Raw genomic sequence first — 23057 nt, 5'->3', positions numbered from 1 at the left:
CTCAACCGCTTGCGCCTTCGATCCGATCACTCTTCTCGTCAGCGGGAGGCGCATTCTACAGCGCTCAAACTCGCTGTCAACACCTCCTTTTTCCAGCTTCATTCGCCAGTGGCGAACCTTGCGAAGCGGAACCTCCCGGCACCCTCATCACCCGCTTAACTCATTGATTATCAAGGAGTTTTACTTGGAGACTGCGCCGGAAGAGGTGCGCATTATAGGGATGCCAAAACTGCCGTCAACACTTATTTGAAAACTTTCTGTCATTGCGCCTCCTTATATAAAGAAGGCTTACACAAGCCCCTGCTGTTGCGGCTTTTCGGTGAGAGCATTCGCCTCGCAACCTGATCAGGGCGTGACGACCGTAAGCAGTGAGGCATTGCATCCGGACGGCCGCCGCCGCTGCCCCGCCGAGCGATGCTGGATGCTTGGGCGTGAACTCGGTTGAGGAGGTTGCAGGCTCGCTCTAGGCAAGCCGAGGCGACATGGCAACCGCGTCTCTATATAAGAGTCGCGCGTAACAATGTGCCTCGCCGCCGATACCCTGCCGGAGGAATTACCGGGTTTCGTGAGCTGAGCTTGCACCTGGCGCTGGAGCGGCGGCTCGATCATTCCCTCGCTTCGCCCAGGAACTATCGAAGGCCAGATCCCGCCCCAGCTACAGACGTCTGGTGCGCCTGTGGCTAATGCTGCAACCAGGCTTCTGCTTCCGCGGCCTGCTGCGAATCGAATGCCTTGATCTTCAATCCAGGAATCAGAGCACCCTCCACTTCGCTGACCTTCCTCACCCACTGCTTGTCGGCCACTACCGCCATACGATCGAAGCGGCGAACGACCTTGAACAGCTGAGGAATGCTCGAGACCTCAACGGCCATGGCGCCCAGCGTAGGCATTTCGAAATCGCCGATCCGATACAGCATTCGACCATGGGCGATGCCTTCGGAATGCAGCGACAGCTGAGCAATCGCAGTGCGCATTTCGTTGGTATCGAGCTTTCCGGCAAAGCTGACGTCGACCCGGTTTTCGCCATTTCGCATTACCTGGAACATAGCAAACCCTCCATGAGTGCGTGCCTTTCACGATACGCCGCCTGTTGGAAACGACAAGATGATCCAACCCGAGCTCTGCCGGGCTCGTTGGGCTGCAGCCGTCGCTTCCGGCAGGTATGCGCGTATTGATCGGGAGGGTTAAACTGGCGCCTGTCTCACCTTACCAGCTTCTTTAGGAATCCTTGTGCCCCACTCTGCCGACGACCACTCTTCCCTGGCCGCCTTTGCCCTCGAAAGCCCCGCCCCCCTGTATGCAAGGGTCAAGGACATCATCCTGCAGCAAATCCGTACCGGCGTCTGGGGCCCGAACAGCAAGCTGCCTTCCGAGAGCGAACTCTTCAACCAGCTCGGGGTGAGCCGGATGACCATCAATCGCGCCCTGCGCGAATTGACCATCGAAGGCGTGCTGGTGCGCCTGCAAGGAGTGGGTACCTTTGTCGCCGAGCCGAAAGGCCACGCGGCACTTTTCGAGATCCACAACATCGCCGAAGAGATCGCCGCCCGCGGCCACACCCATCGTTGTGAAGTGGTCTTGCTGGAGGCCTTGCCTGAAGGCTCGCAGCCGGCGATGCCGTTCTCGCTGGAAGGTGTAACGCGCATTTTCCATTCGCTGGTCGTGCACTTCGAGAACGAGGTGCCCGTGCAGATCGAGGAGCGCTTCGTCAACGCCGCGATCGCCCCCGAGTACCTGCAGCAGGACTTCACCCGCGTCACCCCCTACGCCTACCTGGTCCAGCTTGCGCCACTGACCGAAGGCGAGCATGTGGTGGAAGCGATTCACGCGGCGCCCGCCGAGTGCAAGCTGCTGCAGATAAAGCGCAACGAGCCGTGCCTGCTGATTCGCCGGCGCAGCTGGTCAGCCAAAGGACAGGTCGGCAGTGCGCGACTGGTATACCCGGGCTCGCGCTATCGCCTCGAAGGTCGCTTCGGCCAATAACTGCCTGCCGGCGGCCCTGGACCAGGGCGCCGTAATCATCGGCTGACAGTCTGGGCGGAGGCGACTCTCGTCCGCAGCAGACTGTTACCTGTACGTTCCTCAGCGCGCAGCACTGCTATTTTTTCAGCCCTTCTCCCTTGTCATTCCTCCCTGCCTGGCAAGGAGGTCCTGCAACGCAGTCTTCTCTTTTTTTGCCCAACTATTTGAAATCGCTTGAGTTTCTCCCTCACGGCGAAACGCATGAGCGGATGGGGTAGGTTCTTTTTTTGCGCGTACTTGTATATACAGGTTGATATATGGTTATCTGTATAAGAGCTGACATTCTGCGACACGCTACTGGAAGCGCGGCGGGATGTCGTCGACCTGAGTTCTCCGGAACAACAAGAACAGCTTCCGGCATGTCGGTTGGGGGTCTTGCCTCCACTCACTTGCCGCCGAAACCGCATGAAGGAGCCCCCCTATGAACAAGCCAACCCGTTTCCGTGACACCGAGATCCGCGCCCCGCGTGGCAACAAGCTGACCGCCAAGAGCTGGCTGACCGAAGCGCCGCTGCGCATGCTGATGAACAACCTCGACCCCGAGGTGGCGGAGAACCCGAAGGAACTGGTGGTGTATGGCGGCATCGGCCGTGCCGCGCGCAACTGGGAGTGCTACGACAAGATCGTCGAGACCCTGAAAGAGCTGAACGAAGACGAGACCCTGCTGGTGCAATCCGGCAAGCCGGTCGGCGTGTTCAAGACCCACGCCAACGCCCCGCGTGTGCTGATCGCCAACTCCAACCTGGTGCCCCATTGGGCCACCTGGGAACACTTCAACGAACTGGATGCCAAGGGCCTGGCCATGTACGGCCAGATGACCGCCGGTAGCTGGATCTACATCGGCAGCCAGGGCATCGTCCAGGGCACCTATGAAACCTTCGTCGAGGCGGGCCGCCAGCACTACGCCGGCAACCTCACCGGTCGCTGGGTACTCACCGCCGGCCTCGGCGGCATGGGCGGCGCCCAGCCCCTGGCCGCGACCCTGGCCGGTGCCTGCTCGCTGAACATCGAATGCCAGCAGACCAGCATCGACTTCCGCCTGCGCAGCCGCTACGTCGACGAGCAGGCCACCGACCTGGACGACGCCCTGGCGCGCATCGCCAAGTACACCGGCGAAGGCAAGGCCATCTCCATCGCCCTGCTGGGCAACGCTGCTGAAATCCTGCCGGAGCTGGTGCGCCGTGGCGTACGCCCGGACATGGTCACCGACCAGACCAGCGCCCACGACCCGCTGAACGGTTACCTGCCGATCGGCTGGACCTGGGAACAGTACCGCGACCGCGCGCAGACCGAGCCGGCTGCCGTGGTCAAGGCCGCCAAGCAGTCCATGGCCGTGCACGTGCAGGCCATGCTGGACTTCCAGAAGCAGGGCGTGCCGACCTTCGACTACGGCAACAACATCCGCCAGATGGCCAAGGAAGAGGGCGTGGCCAACGCCTTCGACTTCCCCGGCTTCGTCCCGGCCTACATCCGCCCGCTGTTCTGCCGTGGCATCGGCCCGTTCCGCTGGGCCGCGCTGTCCGGTGATCCGCAGGACATCTACAAGACCGACGCCAAGGTCAAGGAACTGATCCCGGACGACGCCCACCTGCACCGCTGGCTGGACATGGCCCGCGAGCGCATCAGCTTCCAGGGCCTGCCGGCACGTATCTGCTGGGTCGGCCTGGGCCTGCGCGCCAAGCTCGGCCTGGCCTTCAACGAAATGGTCCGCAGCGGTGAGCTGTCCGCGCCCATCGTCATCGGCCGCGATCACCTGGACTCCGGCTCGGTCTCCAGCCCGAACCGCGAAACCGAAGCCATGCAGGACGGTTCCGACGCCGTTTCCGACTGGCCGCTGCTCAACGCCCTGCTGAACACCGCCAGCGGTGCCACCTGGGTGTCGCTGCACCACGGCGGCGGTGTGGGCATGGGCTTCTCCCAGCACTCGGGCATGGTGATCGTCTGCGACGGTACCGATGAAGCCGCGGCACGCATCGCCCGCGTCCTCACCAACGACCCAGGCACCGGCGTCATGCGTCATGCCGATGCCGGTTACCAGATCGCCATCGACTGCGCCAAGGAACAGGGCCTGAACCTGCCGATGATCACCAGCAAGCACTGAGGCCCTAGACCATGACAAACCCAAACCAGAAATCCGCAGTGCAACCGCTGCGGGGTGTTCGAGTGCTCGACCTCAGCCGCGTGCTGGCCGGCCCGCATTGCACGGCGATGCTGGCCGACCTGGGCGCGGAGGTCATCAAGTTCGAGGTGCCGGGACATGGCGACGACAGCCGCCACCTGGGCCCCTTCGGGGACGATGGCGAGAGCGTCTACTTCGGCCTGATCAATCGCGGCAAGCGCAGCGTGGAACTGGACTTCAAGGCGCCCGCCGACCTGCAGCGCTTCTATGAGCTGGTGTCGGACGCGGATGTGGTCGTCGAAAACTTCCGCCCCGGTGTGACCCAGCGCCTGGGCATCGACTTCGAGTCGCTGAAAGCGCACAACCCGCGGCTGATTTACGCCAGCATTTCCGGCTTCGGCCAGAACGGGCCGCTATCGAAACGCCCCGCGTACGACATAGTCGCGCAGGCCATGTCCGGCCTGATGAGCGTGACCGGTTTCCCTGAAACCGGCCCGACCCGCAGCGGCGAAGCCCTGGGCGACCTATGCGCCGGCGTCTACGCCGCCTGGGCGATCAGCACAGCTCTCTTTGCCCGCGAACGCCAGGACGAAGGCGCGCAATACCTCGATGTTGCCATGTTCGATGTGCTCGTCAGCCTGCAGATGACTGGCCTCGCCAACCTGTTCGCCAAGGGAACCGCCCCCGGACTGGTGGGCAACCGCCACCCGGTCTCGACCCCGTTCGACACCTACAAGGCCGCAGATGGCCTGGTGGTGATCGCCGTGGCGAGCGACAAGCTGTTCCGTCGTTTCTGCGAAAGCATGGAGCGTCCGGCCCTGGCGGACGATCCCCGCTTCGCCGACGACACCTCGCGCACTGCCAACGAAGGCGCCTTGCGCAGTGTGATCGAGGGATGGAGCGGCTCACTCAGCGTCGAGCAGATCTGCGACCTGCTGCTGGATGCCGGTGTGCCCGCCTCCCCGGTCTTGAACCTGGCGGAAGCGACCAGCTGCGACCAGGCCAGGGTGCGTCAGTTACTCGTACAGCCCGATGACGACCGCCCCCCGCTTGTGCCCCAACCGGTCCATTTCAACGGCAGCAAACCCCTTGCCGCAGTGCGCGCACCGCGCCTTGGCGAAGCGAACGCCCTCTTTGGCCTGAACCATCACGGAGACACTCATGAACTTTGAACTCGATTCCACTGAACTGGCCGTTGTCGAGTCCGCCGAGCGGGTCTCCCGCGACGTGCTCCAGGCCAACGCGCAACGCTACGACGAAGCCGAAGCATTCTGCGGCGATAGTCTGAAAGCCCTGGGCGACCTGGGCTTCATGGGCATCAACCTGCCGGAGACGTACGGCGGTTTCGGCGTCGGCAGCCTCGCCATGAGCCGTGTCGTCGAAGCGGTCGCAGCGGCATGCGCCTCCACGGCCTCGGCCCTGACTGCGCACTTCCTTGCCACCGACTCCATCCTCATCGGCGGTACCGAAGAACAACGCCAGGAATGGCTGCCCCGCGCAGCCACCGGAGAGTTGCTGGGCGCCTTCGGACTTACCGAACCGGCCGCCGGCTCCAACCCCGCCGACATGCGCACCCGCGCCGTGCGAGAGAACGGCGGCTGGCGCATCCGCGGCAGCAAGCACTACATCACCAACGCCCGTGAAGCCGACTTCATCGTCCTCTACGCCAAGACCGACGCCGATGCCGGGCACCGTGGAATCAGCGCCTTCATGATCCCGAAAGGCACCGCTGGTGTGACCTTCTCCAATCCGGAAAAGACCATGGGCCTGCGCGCCAGCACCATCTATGAGTTGGCGCTGGATTGCTGGCTGCCTGAATCGGCTCTGCTGGGTGAGGAAGGACAAGGCTTCCGCACCGCCATGGAGGTGCTGGACCGCGGCCGAGTCGAGGTGGCCGCCATGTCCCTGGGCATCGCCCGCGCCGCCATGGAGTACAGCCTCAAGTGGGTGGACGAGCGCCAGATCGGGCCCAAGCCGCTGGCGGCCTACCAGGGCACCCAATGGCGCCTGGCCGACATGTACACCCAGCTCGAAGCGGCACGCCTGCTGACCATGCAGGCGGCGGTACGCCGTGACAGCGGCGAGCGCTTCAGCCTCGAATCGGCCACCGCAAAACTCTTCGCAGCCGAAGCGGCCGGCTTCATCACCGACGCGGCCCTTCAGTTGCACGGTGGCTACGGCTACATCCGCGATCTGCCCCTGGAGCGCTTCGTTCGCGATGCCCGGATCCTGCGGATTTTCGAAGGCACCTCCGAAGTCCAGAAGATCATCATCTCTCGCGCCGTACTGGACGCTGCCCGCAAGTAAGCGAAGGCGACCTGGACGACACCCGCCGTCCAGGCCCGCAGGGAATAGCTATGCATAACAACAATACCGGCGCCATCGCCAATGGCGCCGCACGAGGAGAACCTCATGGCTGGTAAGTCCCTTATCGAAACTCGCTCCATCGATTACATCCCCGAACCTGAGCGTCACGGCCGGTTATTCAGTCAGTTCACCCTATGGTTCGGCGCCAACCTCCAGATCACCGCGATAGTGACCGGTGCCTTGGCGGTCGTGCTGGGCGGTGACGTGTTCTGGTCCCTGATCGGTCTGCTGATCGGCCAGGTGTTCGGCGGCATCGTCATGGCCCTGCACGGCGCACAAGGGCCGAAGCTCGGCCTGCCGCAGATGATCTCCAGCCGCGTGCAGTTCGGTGTGCTCGGCGCGGTGATACCGCTGGTACTGGTCTGCCTCATGTACATCGGCTTCAACGCCACCGGCACCGTGCTCGCCGGCCAGGCCATCGGCCAGATGGCCAATGTCAGCGACACGACCGGCATCCTCATCTTCGCCGGGGTGATCGTCGTCCTGACCTTCTGCGGGTATCGGGTGATCCACTCGCTCGGGCGAGTCGCCAGCGTGGTCGGTATCGCCGCTTTCGCCTACCTGTTCGTACGCCTGCTCTCGGTCAACGATATCAGCACCTTGCTGGACAACCGGCACTTCAGCTGGAGCACCTTCCTGCTCGCCGTATCCCTGTCAGCGTCGTGGCAGATCGCATTCGGTCCCTACGTGGCGGACTACTCGCGCTACCTGCCAAGCGGCACATCGCCTTTCAGGACATTCCTCGCCGTCGGCCTGGGCTCCATCATCGGCTCGCAGACCTCCATGGTGCTCGGCGTCTTCGCCGCCGCGCTGGCTGGCGATGCGTTCTCGGGCCATGAGGTCGCCTACATAGTCGGGCTGGGGGCCAGCGGTGTGATGGCTGGCTTGCTGTTCTTCAGTGTGGCGTTCGGCAAGGTGACCATCGCCACGCTCAATGCCTACGGCAGCTTCATGTGCATCGCGACCATCATCAGCGGCTTTCGCGGCAACCTGAAGGTGTCCCATGCCCAGCGCCTGCTCTTCGTCCTGTGCATCGTGGGCGTCTCCACGACCCTGGCGCTGATCGGCCAACACTCCTTCCTCAGCGCGTTCAAGTCGTTCCTGCTGTTCCTGCTGGCCTTCTTCACGCCCTGGAGCGCCATCAACCTGGTCGACTACTACTTCATCACCAAGGAGCGCTATGACATCCCGGCACTGGCGGATCCGGATGGCCGTTATGGCCGCTGGAACTGGATCGGCATCGGCGTCTACCTGTTCGGCGTGATCGTCCAGATGCCCTTCATCGCCACCGGTTTCTATACCGGCCCCCTGGTCGCGCACCTGGGTGAAACCGATATCTCGTGGCTGGTCGGCCTGATCATTCCGGCCATCCTCTACTACCCCTTGGCGCGCCGCGGTCTTCGCGATATTCCGGCAGGCCTGGTATCCCCTGCCGAAATGGCCTCCCAGGGGCATCGCTGAACATTGCCGGCGGGTGTGCCTTGCTCACATATGGAGTGAGGCACACTCAGGCCTGTAACGCACAAGCACAACCCAGATGAAAGCCGCATGAACATCGCCCGCACCGCACAGAATCGAGCCAGTACGCACGACCGCTTGCGCCAGGCCGCGCTGGATCTATTCACGGAAAATGGCTATCAATCGACAAGCCTGCGCGACCTGGCCGCGCGCCTCGGCGTCCAGGCAGGGTCGCTGTACAACCACATCGAGGACAAGCAGAGCCTGCTGTTCGAGCTCATGGAAGACTGCATGAGCGACCTGATCAGCAGCACCCATTACAGCCTGAGACGCGTCAGGGGCAAGCAATCAGGGCTGCACGCCTTCATCAGCGCTTTCGTCGAGTTCCAGGCCAGCGAAAAGAAAAAGGTACTGCTGTTCATTCGAGAGCGAAGCAACCTTTCCCCCGAGCAGCGCCAGCGACTGTCGGCGCTCAGAAGTACCTATGCAAGCAGCCTCAAAACGATAATCAAGCTGGAATGCCATAAAACGACGCTTGACGAGGCAAGGCTGAAATTTCTGGCGAACGGGATAATCGGCATGCTGGAGAGCATTCCGACCTGGGACGAAGGCGATAGGGACCTGCCCACCCAACAGCTTGTCGAGCAACTGACCGACATTGTTTCGGCGGCCATCTCCCGCATGGGAAAGCCATCGGCAGGTTGAACGAGGCCTCCCAATCGTCATGGTTCACCCCGATCAGCTGCACCTACCCCAGTCGAATCTCCAGGATTTCGTCGTCGGCATCGTCCAGTTCCCCAGTAGAGACCCAGCCCAGATGCCGATAGAAGCCGTAGGAACGAACTGCTGCATCGGTCGAGCACCCGAGAAAGAGCCTCGAGAATCCTGCCGCCCTGAAGTCATCCACCACCAACTGCAGCAGCGCCCTGCCTATCCCCTTCCCTTCGTATTCAGGAAGTAGCGCCAGCACTACGATTTCCCCGGTATCCCTATCACCGAAGCAGTAGCCGATCATTCGATCGTCCATACAGCAGAAATACCCTGGGAGACTGCCGTCCCGAATCCCTTCGCTCCAGCTTTCGACGGTAATTCCCAGCTCCCTCAGTTGCTCTTCGGAGAAGGCGTTTTCCCGGGTTCGGGCACGTATATCGATGCACGCCGGAGCGTCTCCGGGGGCAGCCTTGCGGTAAGTTCTGGTGCTCACTCCGTTACCTACTCATCTTGAAAATTGGCGCGCTGCAGAAATGCTGGCGTCAATGGGCGTTCCCTTTCGTTGACTGCTTACCATAGGTGGCGACCTTCCCAGCGCAGCATCAAGCCTTCAGCCGAGCCTCCGCGCAGGATTCCGCCAGTACGCAGAGCATCTCGAACATCAGCGTCGCCGCGTTGAGCGCGGTAATGCCTGTCGGATCCAGGTCCGGCGCGACCTCGACTACGTCGCCCCCAATCAGGTTGAGCCCCCGCAGCCCCTTGATCAGCCGCAAGGCCTCACGCATGGAGATTCCACCAGCCTCCGGCGTTCCGGTACCCGGAGCGAATGCCGGGTCGAGTCCATCGACATCGAATGAAATGTAGGTTGGTCCGTCGCCTACCACGCGCCGCACTTCCTGCAGCACGCCCTCCACCCCGAGCTCGTCGAACTCTTCGATGAAGATCACGCGCATGCCGCATTCAAGGCTGAAGTTTGGCGTTCCCGAATGCTCGGGCCCACGAATGCCTATCTGGATGGTGCGCCGCGGATCGAGCAGGCCGTCCTCCACCGCTCGCCTGAAGGGGGCGCCGTGGAAGAACTTCGAACCGTAGAGGCTATCCCACGTATCGGTATGCGCATCGATATGGATCATCCCGATCGGAGCACGCTTCGCCAGCGCCTTGAAGATGGGATAGGTAATGGAATGGTCACCGCCGACGGTCAGCGGGACGATGTATTTCGCACACACCTCCTGGTAGTACCGCTCGATGCAGGCATGGGCGCTTTCGATGTCATACATCTTCTCGATGAACACATCGCCAAGGTCCTTTATCCGGCAAGCTTCGAATGGAGCGACGCCAGTGGCGTGATTGCGGGTCCGCATCAGACAGGACTGCTGGCGAATGCCGCGTGGTCCCAGGCGCGCACCGGGCCTGAATGAGGTTCCGCCATCGAATGGCACGCCGATCAAGCCGATATCGATGTCGTCCAGACTCTCAGCCAAAGGCGCCCGCATGAAAGTCGCAATCTCATTGAAGCGTGGGCGCTTCTGTGGATCGTAAGCAGTACCGTCCACAGGATTCGTTCTCAACCTGTTATGAGGCATGTTTCACCCTGGTTATCCATGAACATCAAAACCCGGCACCCGCAACGGGTATGCGGCGAGTGCAACCAACCACCCAGCGCATCGCCCATCAGCGCCACGCACCAGGCTCGTGAATTCGCGATTCGAACAAGTCCGCAAGCTTTGCCTTGTCAGCGCTTCATGCACTTGTGCCGCCAGGCGTAGAGACAAACCATTTCCATCGCGAGCGTTGCACCTGCGAGGGCGGTCATTTCCGCGTGGTCATACGGCGGCGAGACTTCGACCAGGTCCATCCCGATGATATTGATACCCCTGAGCTCCCGAAGAATCTCCAGGGCCTGGTAGCTCGACAGACCACCTGCAACTGGCGTACCGGTACCCGGTGCAAAGGCCGGGTCCAGGCAGTCGATGTCGAAGGTCAAGTAGACAGGATGATCGCCAACGCGCTGGCGAATTTGCCTGGCGATCTTCACTGGCGACGCTTCATGCACCCTGCGGGCATCGACGATGTCGAACCCCATTGGGTCGTCATTGGTCGTGCGTATCCCGACCTGAATCGAACGCTCCGGAGCGACGAGCCCCTCCCTGACCGCGTGATAGAACATCGTCCCATGCTCGATTCTCTTGGCTTCATGGTCCGGCCAGGTGTCGGTATGAGCGTCGAAGTGCACGAGCGACAAGGGGCCATGTACCTTGGCGTGCGCTTTCAGCAAGGGGTAGGTGATGAAATGATCGCCTCCTAGCGTCAGCATTCCGCATCCGCTTTTCAGTATCTCGTCCGCGTGCCGCTCGATGGCCGCCGGCACCGACTCCGGCATCCCTGAATCAAAGGCGCAATCGCCATAATCGACAGCAGCCAGAACCTCGAACGGATCGAACTCCCACGGCCAATGGCGCGCCCAGGCAATCCCCGTCGAGGCAGTTCGAAGCCCTCTGGGTCCGAAGCGCGTTCCGGGGCGGTGGGTAGTCGCCGTGTCGAAGGGCACCCCCGTGATCGCCAGATCCACACCGCTGAGATCGCGGCTGTAGCGTCGACGCATGAAGCTCGTGGCACCGGCAAAGGTGCTCTCGGCCTGAGTTCCGTGCAGGCTGGAGCGGGTAAATGCCAGATCGTTTTGACTCATCGGTCTTGCACCTCAGAAGAGACATTCGGCAGACGCCCTGGAGCGTCGTTGGCGAATTCTGCAGCGCCTACATACAACGTAAAATATGAAATATCCTAATCTGACATTAACCAATCGTGATGTATCGCCATGCTCACTCAACTCAGGGATATGGACCTGCAGCTGCTGCGGATTTTCGTGACCATCGTCGAGAGCGGAGGCTTCAGTGCGGCTCAGGGCAAACTCGGAATCGCCCAGTCCACCATCAGCACACAGATGTCCAAGCTCGAGACCCGTCTGGGGTTTCGCCTTTGCGAGAGAGGGAAAAGCGGCTTTCGCCTGACACCAAAGGGCGAACGGGTACTGCAGTCAGCCAAGCGCCTGCTGGAGGCGCTGAATGCCTTCACCCGTGAAACCCAGGACGTTTCGCAAGTCCTGCTTGGCGAACTCCATATCGGGATATCCGAGCTGCTGGCCCCTGCGGTGATCGAGTCCATTGCCAGAGCCGTTGGCAACTTTCGCCGGCGCGCCCCGGAAGTCATCATCGAAATAATTTCCGTGACGCCAGCCGAACTGGAGCGGCAGCTGCTCAACAACGAGATCCAGCTCGCAATCGGCTACTTCTCGGAGGACCAGGCGGGCCTGAACTACGAGCCGCTATTCGTCGAGAAGCAGGCGCTGTTCTGTGGAACGCAGCATCCCCTCTTCGCAAAAAAGTCGGTCAACCTCGACGACCTGACAACCGCAAACAAAGTCGCCCACCTCTACAAAACCAACTCCGTCGGCTCCCGGCTGCGAAGCAAGCGGCAGACCGCAGTCTCGGAGCAAGCGGATGCCGACCTGATTTTCACGCTCTCCGGCGCGCACATCAGCTTCCTGCCCGAACACATCGCGGAGCCGTGGGTATCCGCCGGAAAGCTGCGCAAGCTTCTGCCAGATGACTTGAGTTACGACGTCAGCTTCCACCTCGCGACGGCGAAGAACAGAGAGGCCAGCGAGGTACTCGAGATATTCAAGGAGCACCTGCTCGCCCAGTTCAGCTAGCCATCCCATCGACCGACAAGACCCACTAGGCGACTTGTTCGGCTCATCATCACCGGTCCCGCCTGGTTGGACCTGGCCGCAGCCCCGTTATCGGATCAACTCGGGAACAGCGGCCCTGCCCCCGATGCAAACATTGGAAATCCCGTGCGCCGCCAGCTGACGCTTCTGCTCAACCCCGTTTGGTCGGCCATTTCCACCATGCACCGCCGATGAAAACCAGCGGCAGAAATAGCAGGAAAAGGCGTTCGGAAAATGCCTGTGCGGCCAGAAAAACCACCGCTGCAACGATCAGCGCCACCAGGAGCGCCTTGGCATTCGGCCTGCGCATCAGGCTACCCCCTCCTCTGTCCTCCAGAACGAACTCCGGCTCAACAGATAGAGTACGCCCCTACTCCGCCCTTATTCGCACTCAGGCTGCCCACAAGAGGGGGACTTGCGCACTTCGCTCGGAGTGCACCCATAACGCGCCTTGCAGCTGATCACACCGCCGGTGCAACAGAAAAAAGGATGGCAATGGATTCAGCATAACTGGCCGATGAGCCGATTAGCCGGCTTATTCGGCTCATTAGATGAGCCGAATAAATGGGTTATTCGGCTTGCCGCCAGGGGAGACGACCATGAAAGGTGCATTCTGGACCGGGCTGCACCCTCAAGTCGAAACCCTTACCTCGCATTGCGCACTGGAACTAGTCGACCAAACTCCAGGTACACGGATTTACCGATTTGTCGCCCCATTGCCCCCTTGTCGTAATCAGCCATAACCGGGCAGCGCTGCCTCGATCACCTGTCAGTTCGTAACGTCCTTCACCGACTCCACCGCCTTGCGCCCGCGCACGGTGCGCATGCGGATGTTCAGCGCCTCCACGGCCAGGGAGAAGGCCATGGCGAAGTAGACGTAACCCTTGGGCACATGGACGTCGAAGGCTTCGGCGATCAGCACCGTGCCGACCACCACCAGGAATGACAGCGCCAGCATCTTCAGGCTCGGGTGGCGGTCGATGAAGCTGCTGATGGTGCCGGCGGCCAGCATCATCACCAGCACGGCGACGATGATCGCGGCGACCATCACCGGCACGTTGGACACCATGCCGACGGCAGTGATCACCGAATCCAGGGAGAACACGATGTCGATGAGGGCGATCTGGATGATGGTGCCAATGAATCCGCCAGCCATGCTTCTGGGTTCATCGGCTACTTCGTCCTCGCCTTCCAGGCCGCGGTACATCTCGGTGCTGCTCTTCCACAGCAGGAACAGGCCACCAAAGAAGAGGATCAGGTCACGGCCGGAGATGCCCTGGTCGAAGACCTGGAAGAGGTCGGTTGTGAGCCGCATGATCCAGGTGATGGAGAGCAGCAGCAGGATGCGGGTGACCATCGCCAGCGCCAGGCCAAAGAAGCGGGTGCGCGCCTGCAGGTGCGGCGGCATGCGGCCCACGAGGATGGCGATCATGATGATGTTGTCGATGCCGAGGACGATTTCCAGGGCGGTCAGGGTGAAGAAGGCGACCCAGACTTCCGGACCAAGCAGCCATTCCATTACAGACTCCCAAGGGGCGGGCCAAGCATACGAGGGATGTGCAAGCGCCCCACCGCTCGTGACGGAAAGGCGCTCGCACTGGGATCAAGCATAGGTGAGGTCGCTGCCGGAAGAGTCGGCGAGCGGGAAGACCGGCCCCTCCGGGATCGCCGGAATGAACCGGGGTGGCGGGCCAATCAGGCCGCCGCGTACACCACCAGTTCCACGAGCATTTCCTCGCGGGCGAGCCCCGCTACCACCACGGCAGCCCGATTCGGGTAGGGGGCGTCGAAGTACTCGGCATAGATCGCGTTCACGCTGGCCAGGTAGCTGCGGTCGGTCACGTAGATCAGCACCTGGGTGACGGCCTCCATTCCCAGCCCCGCGCAAGCCAGGGTGTGCTTGAGGTTGTCCAGGGTCTGCCGCGCCTGAGCCTCGATGCCACCTGGCACCACACGCCCCTCGGCATCAATGGGGATCTGCGCCGTGTACAAGGTCCCGTTGCCGATCACCGCCCACTCCAGCGGGGCCTTGGACGGGTACAAACGGGTGCTGACTGCCTGTTTCATTGAGCTCTCCAGGGTAGGAAGAAAAAGGGAGGGGCAATGGCTCAAGCGCCCTCCCAAGGGACTAGACCTGCTGCTCGCGCGCCAGGCGGCGGGCGATCTGCGGGGCGTTCCAGAGCGCCGGCAACAGCAGCAGGGACACCGGCACGGCGGTGATGACGATGAACGACTGCAGCGCCGTGACGCCCCCCGAACCGATGGTGATCAGCACCACCGCGGCCAATCCCATGCCAATGCACCAGAAGGCGCGCAGCCACTTCTTCGGCGAATCGTTGCCGGACATCGCCATGGCCACGGTGTAGGCCATGGCATCGCCATTGGTGGCCACCGAGATGAAGCTGAGGAACAGGAACAGCGCCGAGACCAGCCCCGCCAGCGGCAGGCTCTGGGTGACGCCCAGCAGCATGGCCTCGGGCTGGGTGCCATGGGCGGTGACGATGCCGGGCGTTTCCAGCTCCAGGCCGATGCCGGTGCCACCCACCACGGTGAACCAGAACATGGTGACCAGGGGCGCGACGATCGAGAGGGTCATGATGATCTGGCGAATGCTGCGTCCCCGGGAAATCTTGGCGACGTACAGGCCCATCATGGGGGCGTAGCCGATGAACCAGCCCCAGTAGAAGACCGTCCACCAGTCGAGCCATTTCGGATCGGCGCGGTACATCGTCATCGGCAGGAAGTATTCCAGCTGCAGGCCGAACGCCACCGGGAATCCGGAGAGGATGAACAGGGTCGGCCCGGCCACGATCATGAACAGTGCCAGGCCGATCATCAGCCAGACATTGACCTCGCTGACGAAGCGGATGCCATTGAGCCCCACCAGGCAGGAGGTGGTGTACATGGCGGTCACCAGGATGATGGTGATGGATTGGGTCAGGAGATCATTCGGCAGGCCCCACACGGCGTTCAGTGCATTGCTGATCTGCAGGCCGAGAAAGCCGATCGGGCCGATGGTGCCGGCGACCACGGCGATGATCGAGGTGGCATCGGCGAGGTTGCCGATCGGCCCCTTCAGCGCGCGCTCGCCCAGCAAGGGGTACAGCAGGGTGCGCGGCGCCAGCGGCAGGCCCTTGTCGTAGTGCAGGTGCATCAGCACGATGGCCAGCAGGCTGCCGAGCACCGCCCAGGCCAGGAAGCCCCAGTGCACGAACGACTGGGCCAGGGCCAGGTGCGCGGCCTGCTCGCTGTTCGGCTGCACGCCGGAAAACAACGGCGGCGGGCTGGCGAAGTGCATCAGCGGCTCTGCGGCCGCCCAGAAAGCACCGCCGCCGGCCAGCAGCGCGCACATGATGACAGCGATCCAGTTGAAGGTGCTGGTGTCCGGCTGCCGGTCGATACCGCCCAGGCGGACGCGGCCGCATTTGCTGAAGCAGATGCCCAGGCTGATGAGGAAGGTCGCCAGCATCAGCACCTGCCAGTAGAGCCCGAAGACTTTCGTCGACCAGGCGAACAGCGTGTTGACCAGCGCCGAGACCGCGTCGATGTCCACCAGCGCGGCACCCAGGAAAGCGAGCAGGAAGCCGCCACTGATGACGAACAGGGGCCAGTCGATACCCTGCAGCGCCGCGCACTTCAACGGCTCGCGGCCAAGGGTTTGGGTCGGGAACAATTTCATGATGCCTCCAGGTTGTAGCTCGTGCCCCGACGGCAGGTGACGCGTTCGGGGCGAATGACCATGGCTTGGGGAGACGGCACAGGCCGTCTCGTCACTGCAGGGAGCGCGCGGCGTCTGGAGGCAGCGGCTTCAGTTGGTGTGCGGTCGGGCACAGGACACCTCCAGGGAGGGAGGTGGTCGAGGCTCTCTTCTTGTTCTTGTTCATGGCGTCCTCTCGTTGGGGGGAATCAGGCGTTCAGTGGCGCGGTACCGCGCTCCAGCAGGTCGAGCCAGTTCAGGCCCATGATCTTGCGCACCTCGTCCTCGACGAAGCCGCGCTCGCGCAGGCCCTGAGCGATGACGGGGAAATCGCGGCTGTCGCGGAACCATTGCAACGGTGCCGGCCAGTCGGCGTTGTCCGCCGAACCCTCGCCGTAGTCCTTGGCCTTGCTCCAGCGACCGTTGCGCATCCACTCCAGGACCTGCAGCGGCTGCTGCTGGCAGAGGTCGGTGCCGATGCCGATGTGGTCCACGCCCATCAGGTCCGCCGTGCGCGCGACCATGTCGCAGAACTCGTCGAGCCGGCACGCCGAGCCGCCACGCAGGTGGAAGGGATAGGCGCTGAAGCCGAGCAGCCCGCCGGACTCGGCGATGCCGCGCAGTACCGCATCGGACTTGTTGCGCCGGGCTGCGTGGAAGCTGGTGGGGTTGGCGTGGGAGATGATTACCGGCCGGCTCGACAACTCGATGGCTTCCAGTGTGCTGCGCTCGGCGCTGTGCGACATATCGATGAGCATGCCGACGCGGTTCATCTCTTCGATCACCTGCCGGCCGAAGCGGCTGATGCCGTTGTCCTCACTCTCGTAGCAACCCGAGGCCAGCAGGCTCTGGTTGTTGTAGGTCAGCTGCATGATGAAGACCCCGAGCTGGCGGAAGACTTCCACCAGGTCGATGTCGTCCTCGATCGGCGAGCAGTTCTGGAAGCCGAAGAAGATCCCGACCCGGCCCTCCTGGTGGGCCAGGCGGATGTCCGAGGCCTGCCGCACCGGACGGATCAGCTCGGGCCAGGCCTCGAAGCGGCGGTTCCACTCGCCGATGCGCGAAAGCGTCTCGCGGGCGGTCTCGTGATAGGCGATGGTGGCGTGGACGGCGCTCAGCCCGCCCTCGCGCATCTGCCGGAACAACTCGGGGCTCCAGTTGGAGTACTGCAGGCCGTCGATCATCAAAAGCTCTTGCATGGCGCTCTCTCCCTCAGGGACGCACGTAGACGGTCTTGACCACCGTGTAGAAGTCACGGGCGTACTGCCCCTGCTCCCGAGGTCCGAAGCTGGAATCCTTGCGACCGCCGAACGGCACGTGATAGTCGGTGCCGGCAGTGGGCAGGTTGACCATCACACAGCCGGTCTGGGCGCGGCGCTTGAAGTCGCTGGCATGTTTCAGCGACTGGGTCATGATCCCCGCCGTCAGGCCGAAGCGCGTGTCGTTGAGGATGGCCAGGGCATCCTCGTAGTCCCGTGCCTTGATGACGCAGGCGATGGGGCCGAAGACCTCGTCGCGGTTGATGCGCATGTCGTTACGGGTGTCGACGAACAGCGCCGGGCGCATATAGAAGCCCTCGTGTTCCTCGGCGATGCGCTCGCCACCGCAGACCAGGCGCGCGCCCTCCGCCTTGGCGTCCTCGATGTAGCGCAGGTTCTGCGCCAGCTGGCGCTCATCGATCACCGGGCCGATCTGCACGCCTTCGCGCAGCGGGTGCCCGACCTTGAGTTGCCCCATGCGTTCGATCAGCGCCTCGACGAAGCGGTCATGCACACCCTGGGTGACGATCAGGCGCGACGACGCCGTGCACTTCTGCCCGGTGCCGAAGAACGCGCCGTTCACCGCGCACTCCACCGCCAGCTCCAGGTCGGCATCGTCCAGCACCACCAGGGCGTTCTTGCTACCCATCTCCAACTGGCAGCGGACGAAATTCGAGGCGGTGGCGGCAGCGACCCGGCGCCCGGTCTCGACCGATCCGGTGAAGCTCAGGGCATTGATCTCGGCGGAGTGGATCAGCCGCTCCCCCACCACCGCGCCGCTGCCCATCACCAGGTTGAAGGTGCCGGCCGGCAGGGCCTGGCGGGAAATGATCTCGGTCAGCGCCCAGGCGCTGGCCGGCACGGCGTTGGCCGGCTTGAACACCACCGCGTTACCGAACGCCAGGGCCGGGGCGATCTTCCAGGCGGCGGTGGCCATCGGGAAGTTCCAGGGGGTGATGATGGCGACCACGCCAACCGGTTCGCGACGGACCTCGATTTCCACTCCGGGACGCACCGAGTCCGCCGTTTCGCCCATCTGCCGCAGGACCTCGGCGGCGTAGTAATGGAAGAACTGCCCGGACCGATACACCTCGCCGATGCCCTCGGCCAGGGTCTTGCCCTCCTCACGCGACAGCTGCTCGCCAAGTTCCGCCTTGCGGGCGATCAGCTCGTTGCCGATGGCCATGAGCACCTGGTGGCGCTCCTCCAGCCCGCTGCGCGCCCAGATGGCCTGGGCGGCGGTGGCGGCGCGAAGCGCCTGGTCCACCTGGCCGACGTCGGCCTGGGTGTAATGGCCCACCACGTCCTCGACGTTGGCGGGGCTCCGGTTGGCAATGCTCGAAGCGCCCTCTACCCAGGCGCCATCGATGTAATTGCTGAAAATCTTGTTGGGCATGTGCACCTCCGTTCTCGCATTGAGCGCATGGTAGGTGCCGTCCTAGATAAACTAAAATTAGTTGTGATCATTGGTTGATAAGGAAAACTTACCATGCTGCCGGACCTGAAGATCGTGCAATTGCGTCACTTCATCTGGGTTGCCGAGCTGCAGGGCTTCCACGCCGCGGCCGAGCGGGCGCACCGTACGCAGCCGGCCATTTCGCTGTCCATCCGCGACCTGGAGAGCAAGCTGGGCCAGGCCCTGTTCGAGAAGCGCAACGCGCGGGTCACCAAGCCGGAGCTGACGCCCTTTGGCGTGCAGTTCCTCGCCTATGCCAAGGAACTGATCGAGCACCACGACCGCGTGGTGCGCGACATGAGCCTGATTGCACAGTACAAGTCCGGGCACCTGCGCATCGCCTCGGTTCCGTCCATCGCCAGCCGCCTGCTGCCGGACATCCTCACGCGCTTCATCGGCGATGCCACGGACCTGCACGTCAGCCTGTTCGATGACAACTCCGAGGCAGTGCTGAGCATGGTGGAGAACCAGCAGGTGGACTTCGGCATCTCCAGCCTCTGGGAACCGGAAAGCGACGTACGCTTCATTCCTATCTGGGAAGACAGCATCGGCGTGGTCTGCCACCAGCGGCACCCGCTGGCGGCGGAAACGCAGCTCGGCTGGCAGCAGCTGCGCGGCGAACGCCTGATCGCCAACGGCACCTCGCGCCTGTTGGCCGGCACCAGTGCCGAGGAGCTGGTTGGTGACTCGCAGTTCTACATTTCCAACATGATCTCCCTGCTGGCCATGATCGAGGCCGGCATGGGCATCACCACCCTGCCCCGCTTCGCCTTCCCCGCCGAGCCCGGGCAGTTGTGCTTCATCCCCCTGGAGGACCCGCTGGTAACCCGCGACATAGGCATCGTGCGCCTGGCCAACCGCTCGCTCCCCATCGCCGCCCAGGCCCTGTTCGAGTTCATCCTGCGGGACAACGAACTGGATCCCGAAGAGTGGCGATAAGCGAGCCCCGCTGATCAACCAGGCAGTTCGAATAAGGGTTACTTATCAGACGATAGGGCGATCTGAATTGCTCCGGGCCCCCTCCTGACCCACCATCGGCGGCAGATCAATAACAAGCCGCCTCCCGGTCGCCAGCGGGCAAGGGGTTGGTGGCGCACTCCAGTTGAGGGCCCGAGAATGAGCACCCCGTCAATCATGGAACCCGGCCTGCCCCAAGCCGCCTCCGTGCATATGCGCCCTGCCGGCCAGGTCATGGACCTGGAACGGCTCGGCAGCCTGCACCAGAGTCGCCTGAGCTTCATGCGCAGCCTGGTCCGCCGGATCATGCGCGAGCGCTGGCAGATCGAGACACCGCGCTTCGAGCTGGATGCCGACGGCTACGGCACGGTGATCTACCGCATTCGCACGCGCGGCGACCTGTTCAGCTTCGTGCTGTTCTCCCAGTACCTTGCGCCGGAGAAGCGCAACGACCGGGTGATCGCCAGCGAGTGGGACCTGACCATGGCGCTTTGCGAAGGCGAGGTGGACGACGCCTATGTGGACTACCTGCGGCGCAACGTGCCGCTGCAGGAGGCGGGCCGGCTCGACGCCAAGGTGATGGTCCTGTCCCGGGCCAACCGCAGCGTGCGCAACTTCGACAGCGTGGTGGACGCCCTCAGCCGCGGACAGCAGCCCGAGGTGGCACAGATCGCCCGGGTCGGTTACCTCTACCGCACCACGGCGGTCTACGGCAGCGGCAAGCTGGGCATGGCCGACTGGGAGAAGATCCGCCACAAGCACCCGGACTTCGCCCGTCCCTTCGCCGCCGAAATGTTCACCTGCTTCATGCTGCGCAACTTCAGCCTGCAACAGGCCGAGTACATCGCCCGGCAGCGTGCGCCGGCCACTGCCGTGCCCTTCGAGCCAGCACTCAAGCGCTATTTCGGCATCGGCAACTCCACGGGTCTCGGCATGGCGCCTTACCTGATCAACCATCCGCAACTGATCAGCCGCTGGATCGAGATGCGTGAGCTGGCCCTGGCGCGCATCTTCGCCAGCTCTCCCGTGGTCGACGCTCAACTGACACGCCTGCCGCAGCTGGTGGCGCGCGCCATTCGCCATATCGAGGAAACCTTCACCGAAGACGAATGGCAGACCGGCAACAACCAGCGCGTACTCGCCGATCTGCTGGCCTTGCGCGGCTGGCTATGCGAGGTATCGCTCGAATCCTGGCAACCCCTGCAGGACTGGGCGCTGCAACACGCCAGCCTGCAGGGCCAGGAGCTGATCAACTGCATCCTGCTGGAGCTGCACCCCGAACTGGTGGACGAACTGGAAGACCGCTTCGCCCTGCCCGAACAGCTCGAACTGCGCCCGGAGATGCCCGTCCGTGAACTGAAGGCCTTGATCGAGGAGCACTACGACTGGGCCCTGGCCATCGATTTCGCGGCGGACGGCGCCCAGGAAACCTTCTGGTACCGCTCCGAAGAGAAGCAGGAGCCGCGTCTCGGCAACTGCGACCTGGACGAAGGGCGGGACAAGCAGATGCCCCTTGGCGTCGGCTTCCTGGTGCAAGAGTGCCACCGCCAGCTCTGCACATACCTGGAGCAGCACCCGGAGCACAAGGTCGCGCGCTTCCTGCTCAGCCATCCGGAGCAGCGCGGCATCGTCCGCCGTATCCAGGGCATGGCCACAACCCACTACGGCGAGATCCGCGCCAACCTGCTGGACCGCGATGTGCTGCCCATGCACCTGCTGCGCTGCAAGCTGTCGTTCTTCGGAGTGAGCAAGTTCGACCCACGCTCGCGCCTGTGGGTACGCAACACCATGTTCCAGGGGGCGCCGCTGCTGGAGGATATCGGCCAGCCCTTCGACGACGATTGGTTCCTGCCGCTCGCCCCCACCCAGGAGAAGCCTTGATGTTGATTTCCGCCAACGAACTGACCGCCCTGCTCAAACGCGTTTTCGAGGGCATGGGCTATGCCCCGGGCCACTATGAAGACGCCGCCGCCCTGGTCAGCTGGCTGCAACTGCACGGCGAAGACGGCCTGGGCGAACTGGAGCGGGCGCTGGAGCTGGTGGCTGACCGCGAACGCCCGGCGACCGATCTGGTCGCCGAGGGGCCGGCCACGCTGATCGCCGAGTGCCATGGACGCAGCACCCTGAACTGTCTGCCGACGCTGCTGGAACTGGCCTCCGTCCATGCCCTCGAGCAGAGGACGGTGCAGGTGGAAGTCCGTCACTGCCATAACCGCAAGTTCATCCTCAAGCTGCTGGCGGACTGTGCACGGCACGGCCTGTGGGCCCAGGCAAGTTGGGACAACGGTCACGCCCCGGTGCGCCGTCATCTTGCCCGGATCGACGCCAACGCCGCCTACCCGACGTACCTGGAGTACAGCCTCCCCGACCACGCGCCGCGGGCAGATCGGCAGTCCCTGAGTCTGCTGCTGGGCACAGCGGCTCAGCCGCAACCCGCACTGGAGGTCGAGGCCGCCGGGAAGGAACGATGCATCACCCCGGCGCAGTTCAGCGAGGCTCGTGAACAGGCCCTGGAGCATGGAATGGAGATTTCTCCAGCCCTGTGGCAACGCCTGAACCTGCTGGCCGAAGCGGTACTGGTGGAGAACTCCGAGCGCTCGCGCGGCGGTGCCGGCGGGCGCTGACCGGGATGGAGAGTGACGTCAGGGCGACGACGTTTCAGGCCTTCACGATACCGGTAACGGTGATGCCGTACTGACACAGCAACAGTTCCGCCGGCTCGTTGCTGAGCTTGTCCTGACGGTCACCGAATTCGCCTTTTTTCAGATGGCCGTGAGCCCATTGCAGCAGATGCCGCACCACCTCCTCCATGCTCGGCTTATGGTCGGCCTTCATGTCCAGCGCGTTGGTGTTGTAGTTCTTGCGGTAGTGGATGGTCCAAGTAGCCATACCAATCTCCACTGACAATCGATCCTGAAATGCTTGAAGCGGGAACAACACTCGGTCGCCAAACACCGGCCCTCCCAGGCTGGCCGGAACGGCTTCCGAGTTCCCGCGCCTGTCATGAACTCGCTACTGCGAGCCTCATATTTTCAGTGGACCTGCTGAACCTCGTTTCCATTCCAACTTTTTCGGCTTGCTGCCAATGGATTCACGCATTTGAACGTGGGAAACCGCGTCCTTGGGTCAATTTGTCTGGCTAGAGCGACAGAGCTGACCAGGTAGGGTGCGCCGTGCGCACCACGGGTTGAGCGAGGCGCAGGGGCTGATCTTGCGAGCGGTGCGCATGGCGCACCCTACGGTGGGGCAAGTGCGGGCAAAAACTCCACCGTCACTCGTAT

Annotated in this window: 22 protein-coding genes; 11 read left to right on the top strand and 11 right to left on the bottom strand. The window is 63.0% G+C overall.

Translation table 11 applies throughout. The features are described from left to right. On the top strand, positions 1-250 hold a 250-nt coding region (locus tag E8F11_RS12520; RefSeq protein WP_280289144.1), incomplete at its 5' end, for a hypothetical protein. 430 nt (positions 251-680) lie between these two features. On the opposite strand, the gene E8F11_RS12515 is transcribed toward E8F11_RS12520, so the two are convergent. Continuing rightward, positions 681-1046 carry an STAS/SEC14 domain-containing protein gene (locus E8F11_RS12515; RefSeq protein WP_280289143.1) on the bottom strand — a complete coding sequence of 122 codons (366 nt, stop codon included), beginning with the start codon at positions 1044-1046 and terminating at the stop codon, positions 681-683. A 184-nt stretch (positions 1047-1230) separates the two neighbouring features. Between E8F11_RS12515 and hutC the strand changes: the two genes are divergently transcribed. The 6 genes from hutC to E8F11_RS12485 all read left to right on the top strand — a co-directional run bounded on the left by hutC (position 1231) and on the right by E8F11_RS12485 (position 8671). Continuing rightward, positions 1231-1983 carry a histidine utilization repressor gene (hutC, locus tag E8F11_RS12510; RefSeq protein ID WP_280289142.1) on the top strand — a complete coding sequence of 251 codons (753 nt, stop codon included), beginning with the start codon at positions 1231-1233 and terminating at the stop codon, positions 1981-1983. Between the two features lie 460 nt (positions 1984-2443). After that, on the top strand, positions 2444-4123 hold the full coding sequence (gene hutU, locus E8F11_RS12505) for a urocanate hydratase (protein ID WP_280289141.1): 1680 nt from the start codon (positions 2444-2446) through the stop codon (positions 4121-4123). Positions 4124-4134: 11 nt separating this feature from the next. Beyond that, entirely contained in the window at positions 4135-5313 is a 1179-nt protein-coding gene (locus tag E8F11_RS12500) for a CoA transferase (RefSeq protein WP_280289140.1), read from the top strand. Further along, the gene (locus E8F11_RS12495) at positions 5303-6448 is read left to right on the top strand and encodes an acyl-CoA dehydrogenase family protein (RefSeq protein ID WP_280289139.1); all 1146 of its coding nucleotides are present in this window, start codon (positions 5303-5305) and stop codon (positions 6446-6448) included. The genes E8F11_RS12500 and E8F11_RS12495 overlap by 11 nt, the downstream gene beginning before the upstream one ends. Positions 6449-6553: 105 nt before the next feature. Beyond that, complete coding sequence (locus tag E8F11_RS12490; protein ID WP_280289138.1) at positions 6554-7969, top strand: cytosine permease; 1416 nt, start codon at positions 6554-6556, stop codon at positions 7967-7969. Between the two features lie 87 nt (positions 7970-8056). After that, complete coding sequence (locus E8F11_RS12485) at positions 8057-8671, top strand: TetR/AcrR family transcriptional regulator (RefSeq protein WP_280289137.1); 615 nt, start codon at positions 8057-8059, stop codon at positions 8669-8671. A 43-nt stretch (positions 8672-8714) separates the two neighbouring features. Here the strand turns inward: E8F11_RS12485 and E8F11_RS12480 are convergent, their stop codons facing one another. The 3 genes from E8F11_RS12480 to speB (E8F11_RS12470) all read right to left on the bottom strand — a co-directional run bounded on the left by E8F11_RS12480 (position 8715) and on the right by speB (E8F11_RS12470) (position 11366). Continuing rightward, a complete protein-coding gene (locus E8F11_RS12480; protein WP_280289136.1) occupies positions 8715-9170 on the bottom strand; it encodes a GNAT family N-acetyltransferase in 456 nt (151 codons plus the stop codon). 109 nt (positions 9171-9279) lie between these two features. Next, positions 9280-10263 carry an agmatinase gene (gene speB, locus E8F11_RS12475; RefSeq protein WP_280289135.1) on the bottom strand — a complete coding sequence of 328 codons (984 nt, stop codon included), beginning with the start codon at positions 10261-10263 and terminating at the stop codon, positions 9280-9282. Between the two features lie 149 nt (positions 10264-10412). Next, the gene (gene speB, locus E8F11_RS12470) at positions 10413-11366 is read right to left on the bottom strand and encodes an agmatinase (RefSeq protein ID WP_280289134.1); all 954 of its coding nucleotides are present in this window, start codon (positions 11364-11366) and stop codon (positions 10413-10415) included. 129 nt (positions 11367-11495) lie between these two features. On the opposite strand from speB (E8F11_RS12470), the gene E8F11_RS12465 reads away from it, so the two are divergent. Continuing rightward, positions 11496-12389: a LysR family transcriptional regulator gene (locus E8F11_RS12465; protein WP_280289133.1), complete on the top strand. Its 894-nt coding sequence runs from the start codon at positions 11496-11498 to the stop codon at positions 12387-12389. Between the two features lie 169 nt (positions 12390-12558). Here E8F11_RS12465 and E8F11_RS12460 read toward each other — a convergent pair whose 3' ends face one another. From E8F11_RS12460 to E8F11_RS12435, 6 genes are all read right to left on the bottom strand, one after another. Further along, positions 12559-12717, bottom strand: a complete 159-nt coding sequence (locus E8F11_RS12460) for a hypothetical protein (RefSeq protein WP_280289132.1) — start codon at positions 12715-12717, stop codon at positions 12559-12561. A gap of 459 nt (positions 12718-13176) precedes the next feature. Next, positions 13177-13926, bottom strand: a complete 750-nt coding sequence (locus E8F11_RS12455) for a TerC family protein (protein WP_280289131.1) — start codon at positions 13924-13926, stop codon at positions 13177-13179. Positions 13927-14102: 176 nt separating this feature from the next. Then, positions 14103-14474, bottom strand: a complete 372-nt coding sequence (locus E8F11_RS12450; protein WP_280289130.1) for a RidA family protein — start codon at positions 14472-14474, stop codon at positions 14103-14105. Positions 14475-14535: 61 nt separating this feature from the next. Beyond that, positions 14536-16086, bottom strand: coding sequence for a BCCT family transporter (locus E8F11_RS12445; protein WP_348529771.1), 1551 nt, complete (start codon positions 16084-16086; stop codon positions 14536-14538). Between the two features lie 227 nt (positions 16087-16313). Next, positions 16314-17303: a dipeptidase gene (locus E8F11_RS12440; protein WP_280289129.1), complete on the bottom strand. Its 990-nt coding sequence runs from the start codon at positions 17301-17303 to the stop codon at positions 16314-16316. A gap of 13 nt (positions 17304-17316) precedes the next feature. Beyond that, a complete protein-coding gene (locus E8F11_RS12435; RefSeq protein WP_280289128.1) occupies positions 17317-18759 on the bottom strand; it encodes an aldehyde dehydrogenase family protein in 1443 nt (480 codons plus the stop codon). A 93-nt stretch (positions 18760-18852) separates the two neighbouring features. Between E8F11_RS12435 and E8F11_RS12430 the strand changes: the two genes are divergently transcribed. From E8F11_RS12430 to E8F11_RS12420, 3 genes are all read left to right on the top strand, one after another. Then, positions 18853-19758, top strand: a complete 906-nt coding sequence (locus E8F11_RS12430; RefSeq protein ID WP_280289127.1) for a LysR family transcriptional regulator — start codon at positions 18853-18855, stop codon at positions 19756-19758. Between the two features lie 177 nt (positions 19759-19935). After that, complete coding sequence (locus E8F11_RS12425) at positions 19936-21657, top strand: hypothetical protein (protein ID WP_280289126.1); 1722 nt, start codon at positions 19936-19938, stop codon at positions 21655-21657. Then, the gene (locus tag E8F11_RS12420; RefSeq protein WP_280289125.1) at positions 21657-22400 is read left to right on the top strand and encodes a DUF3726 domain-containing protein; all 744 of its coding nucleotides are present in this window, start codon (positions 21657-21659) and stop codon (positions 22398-22400) included. The genes E8F11_RS12425 and E8F11_RS12420 overlap by 1 nt, the downstream gene beginning before the upstream one ends. A 34-nt stretch (positions 22401-22434) precedes the next feature. Here E8F11_RS12420 and E8F11_RS12415 read toward each other — a convergent pair whose 3' ends face one another. Continuing rightward, positions 22435-22665, bottom strand: a complete 231-nt coding sequence (locus tag E8F11_RS12415) for a hypothetical protein (protein WP_280289124.1) — start codon at positions 22663-22665, stop codon at positions 22435-22437. Positions 22666-23057: the final 392 nt, after the last annotated feature.

The sequence above is a fragment of the Pseudomonas sp. BN417 genome, assembly GCF_029871205.1.
In the GTDB taxonomy this organism is placed as follows: Bacteria; Pseudomonadota; Gammaproteobacteria; order Pseudomonadales; family Pseudomonadaceae; genus Metapseudomonas.
Note: the sequence above shows the minus strand (reverse complement) of the source record. Positions and strands in the feature narration are given on the sequence as shown.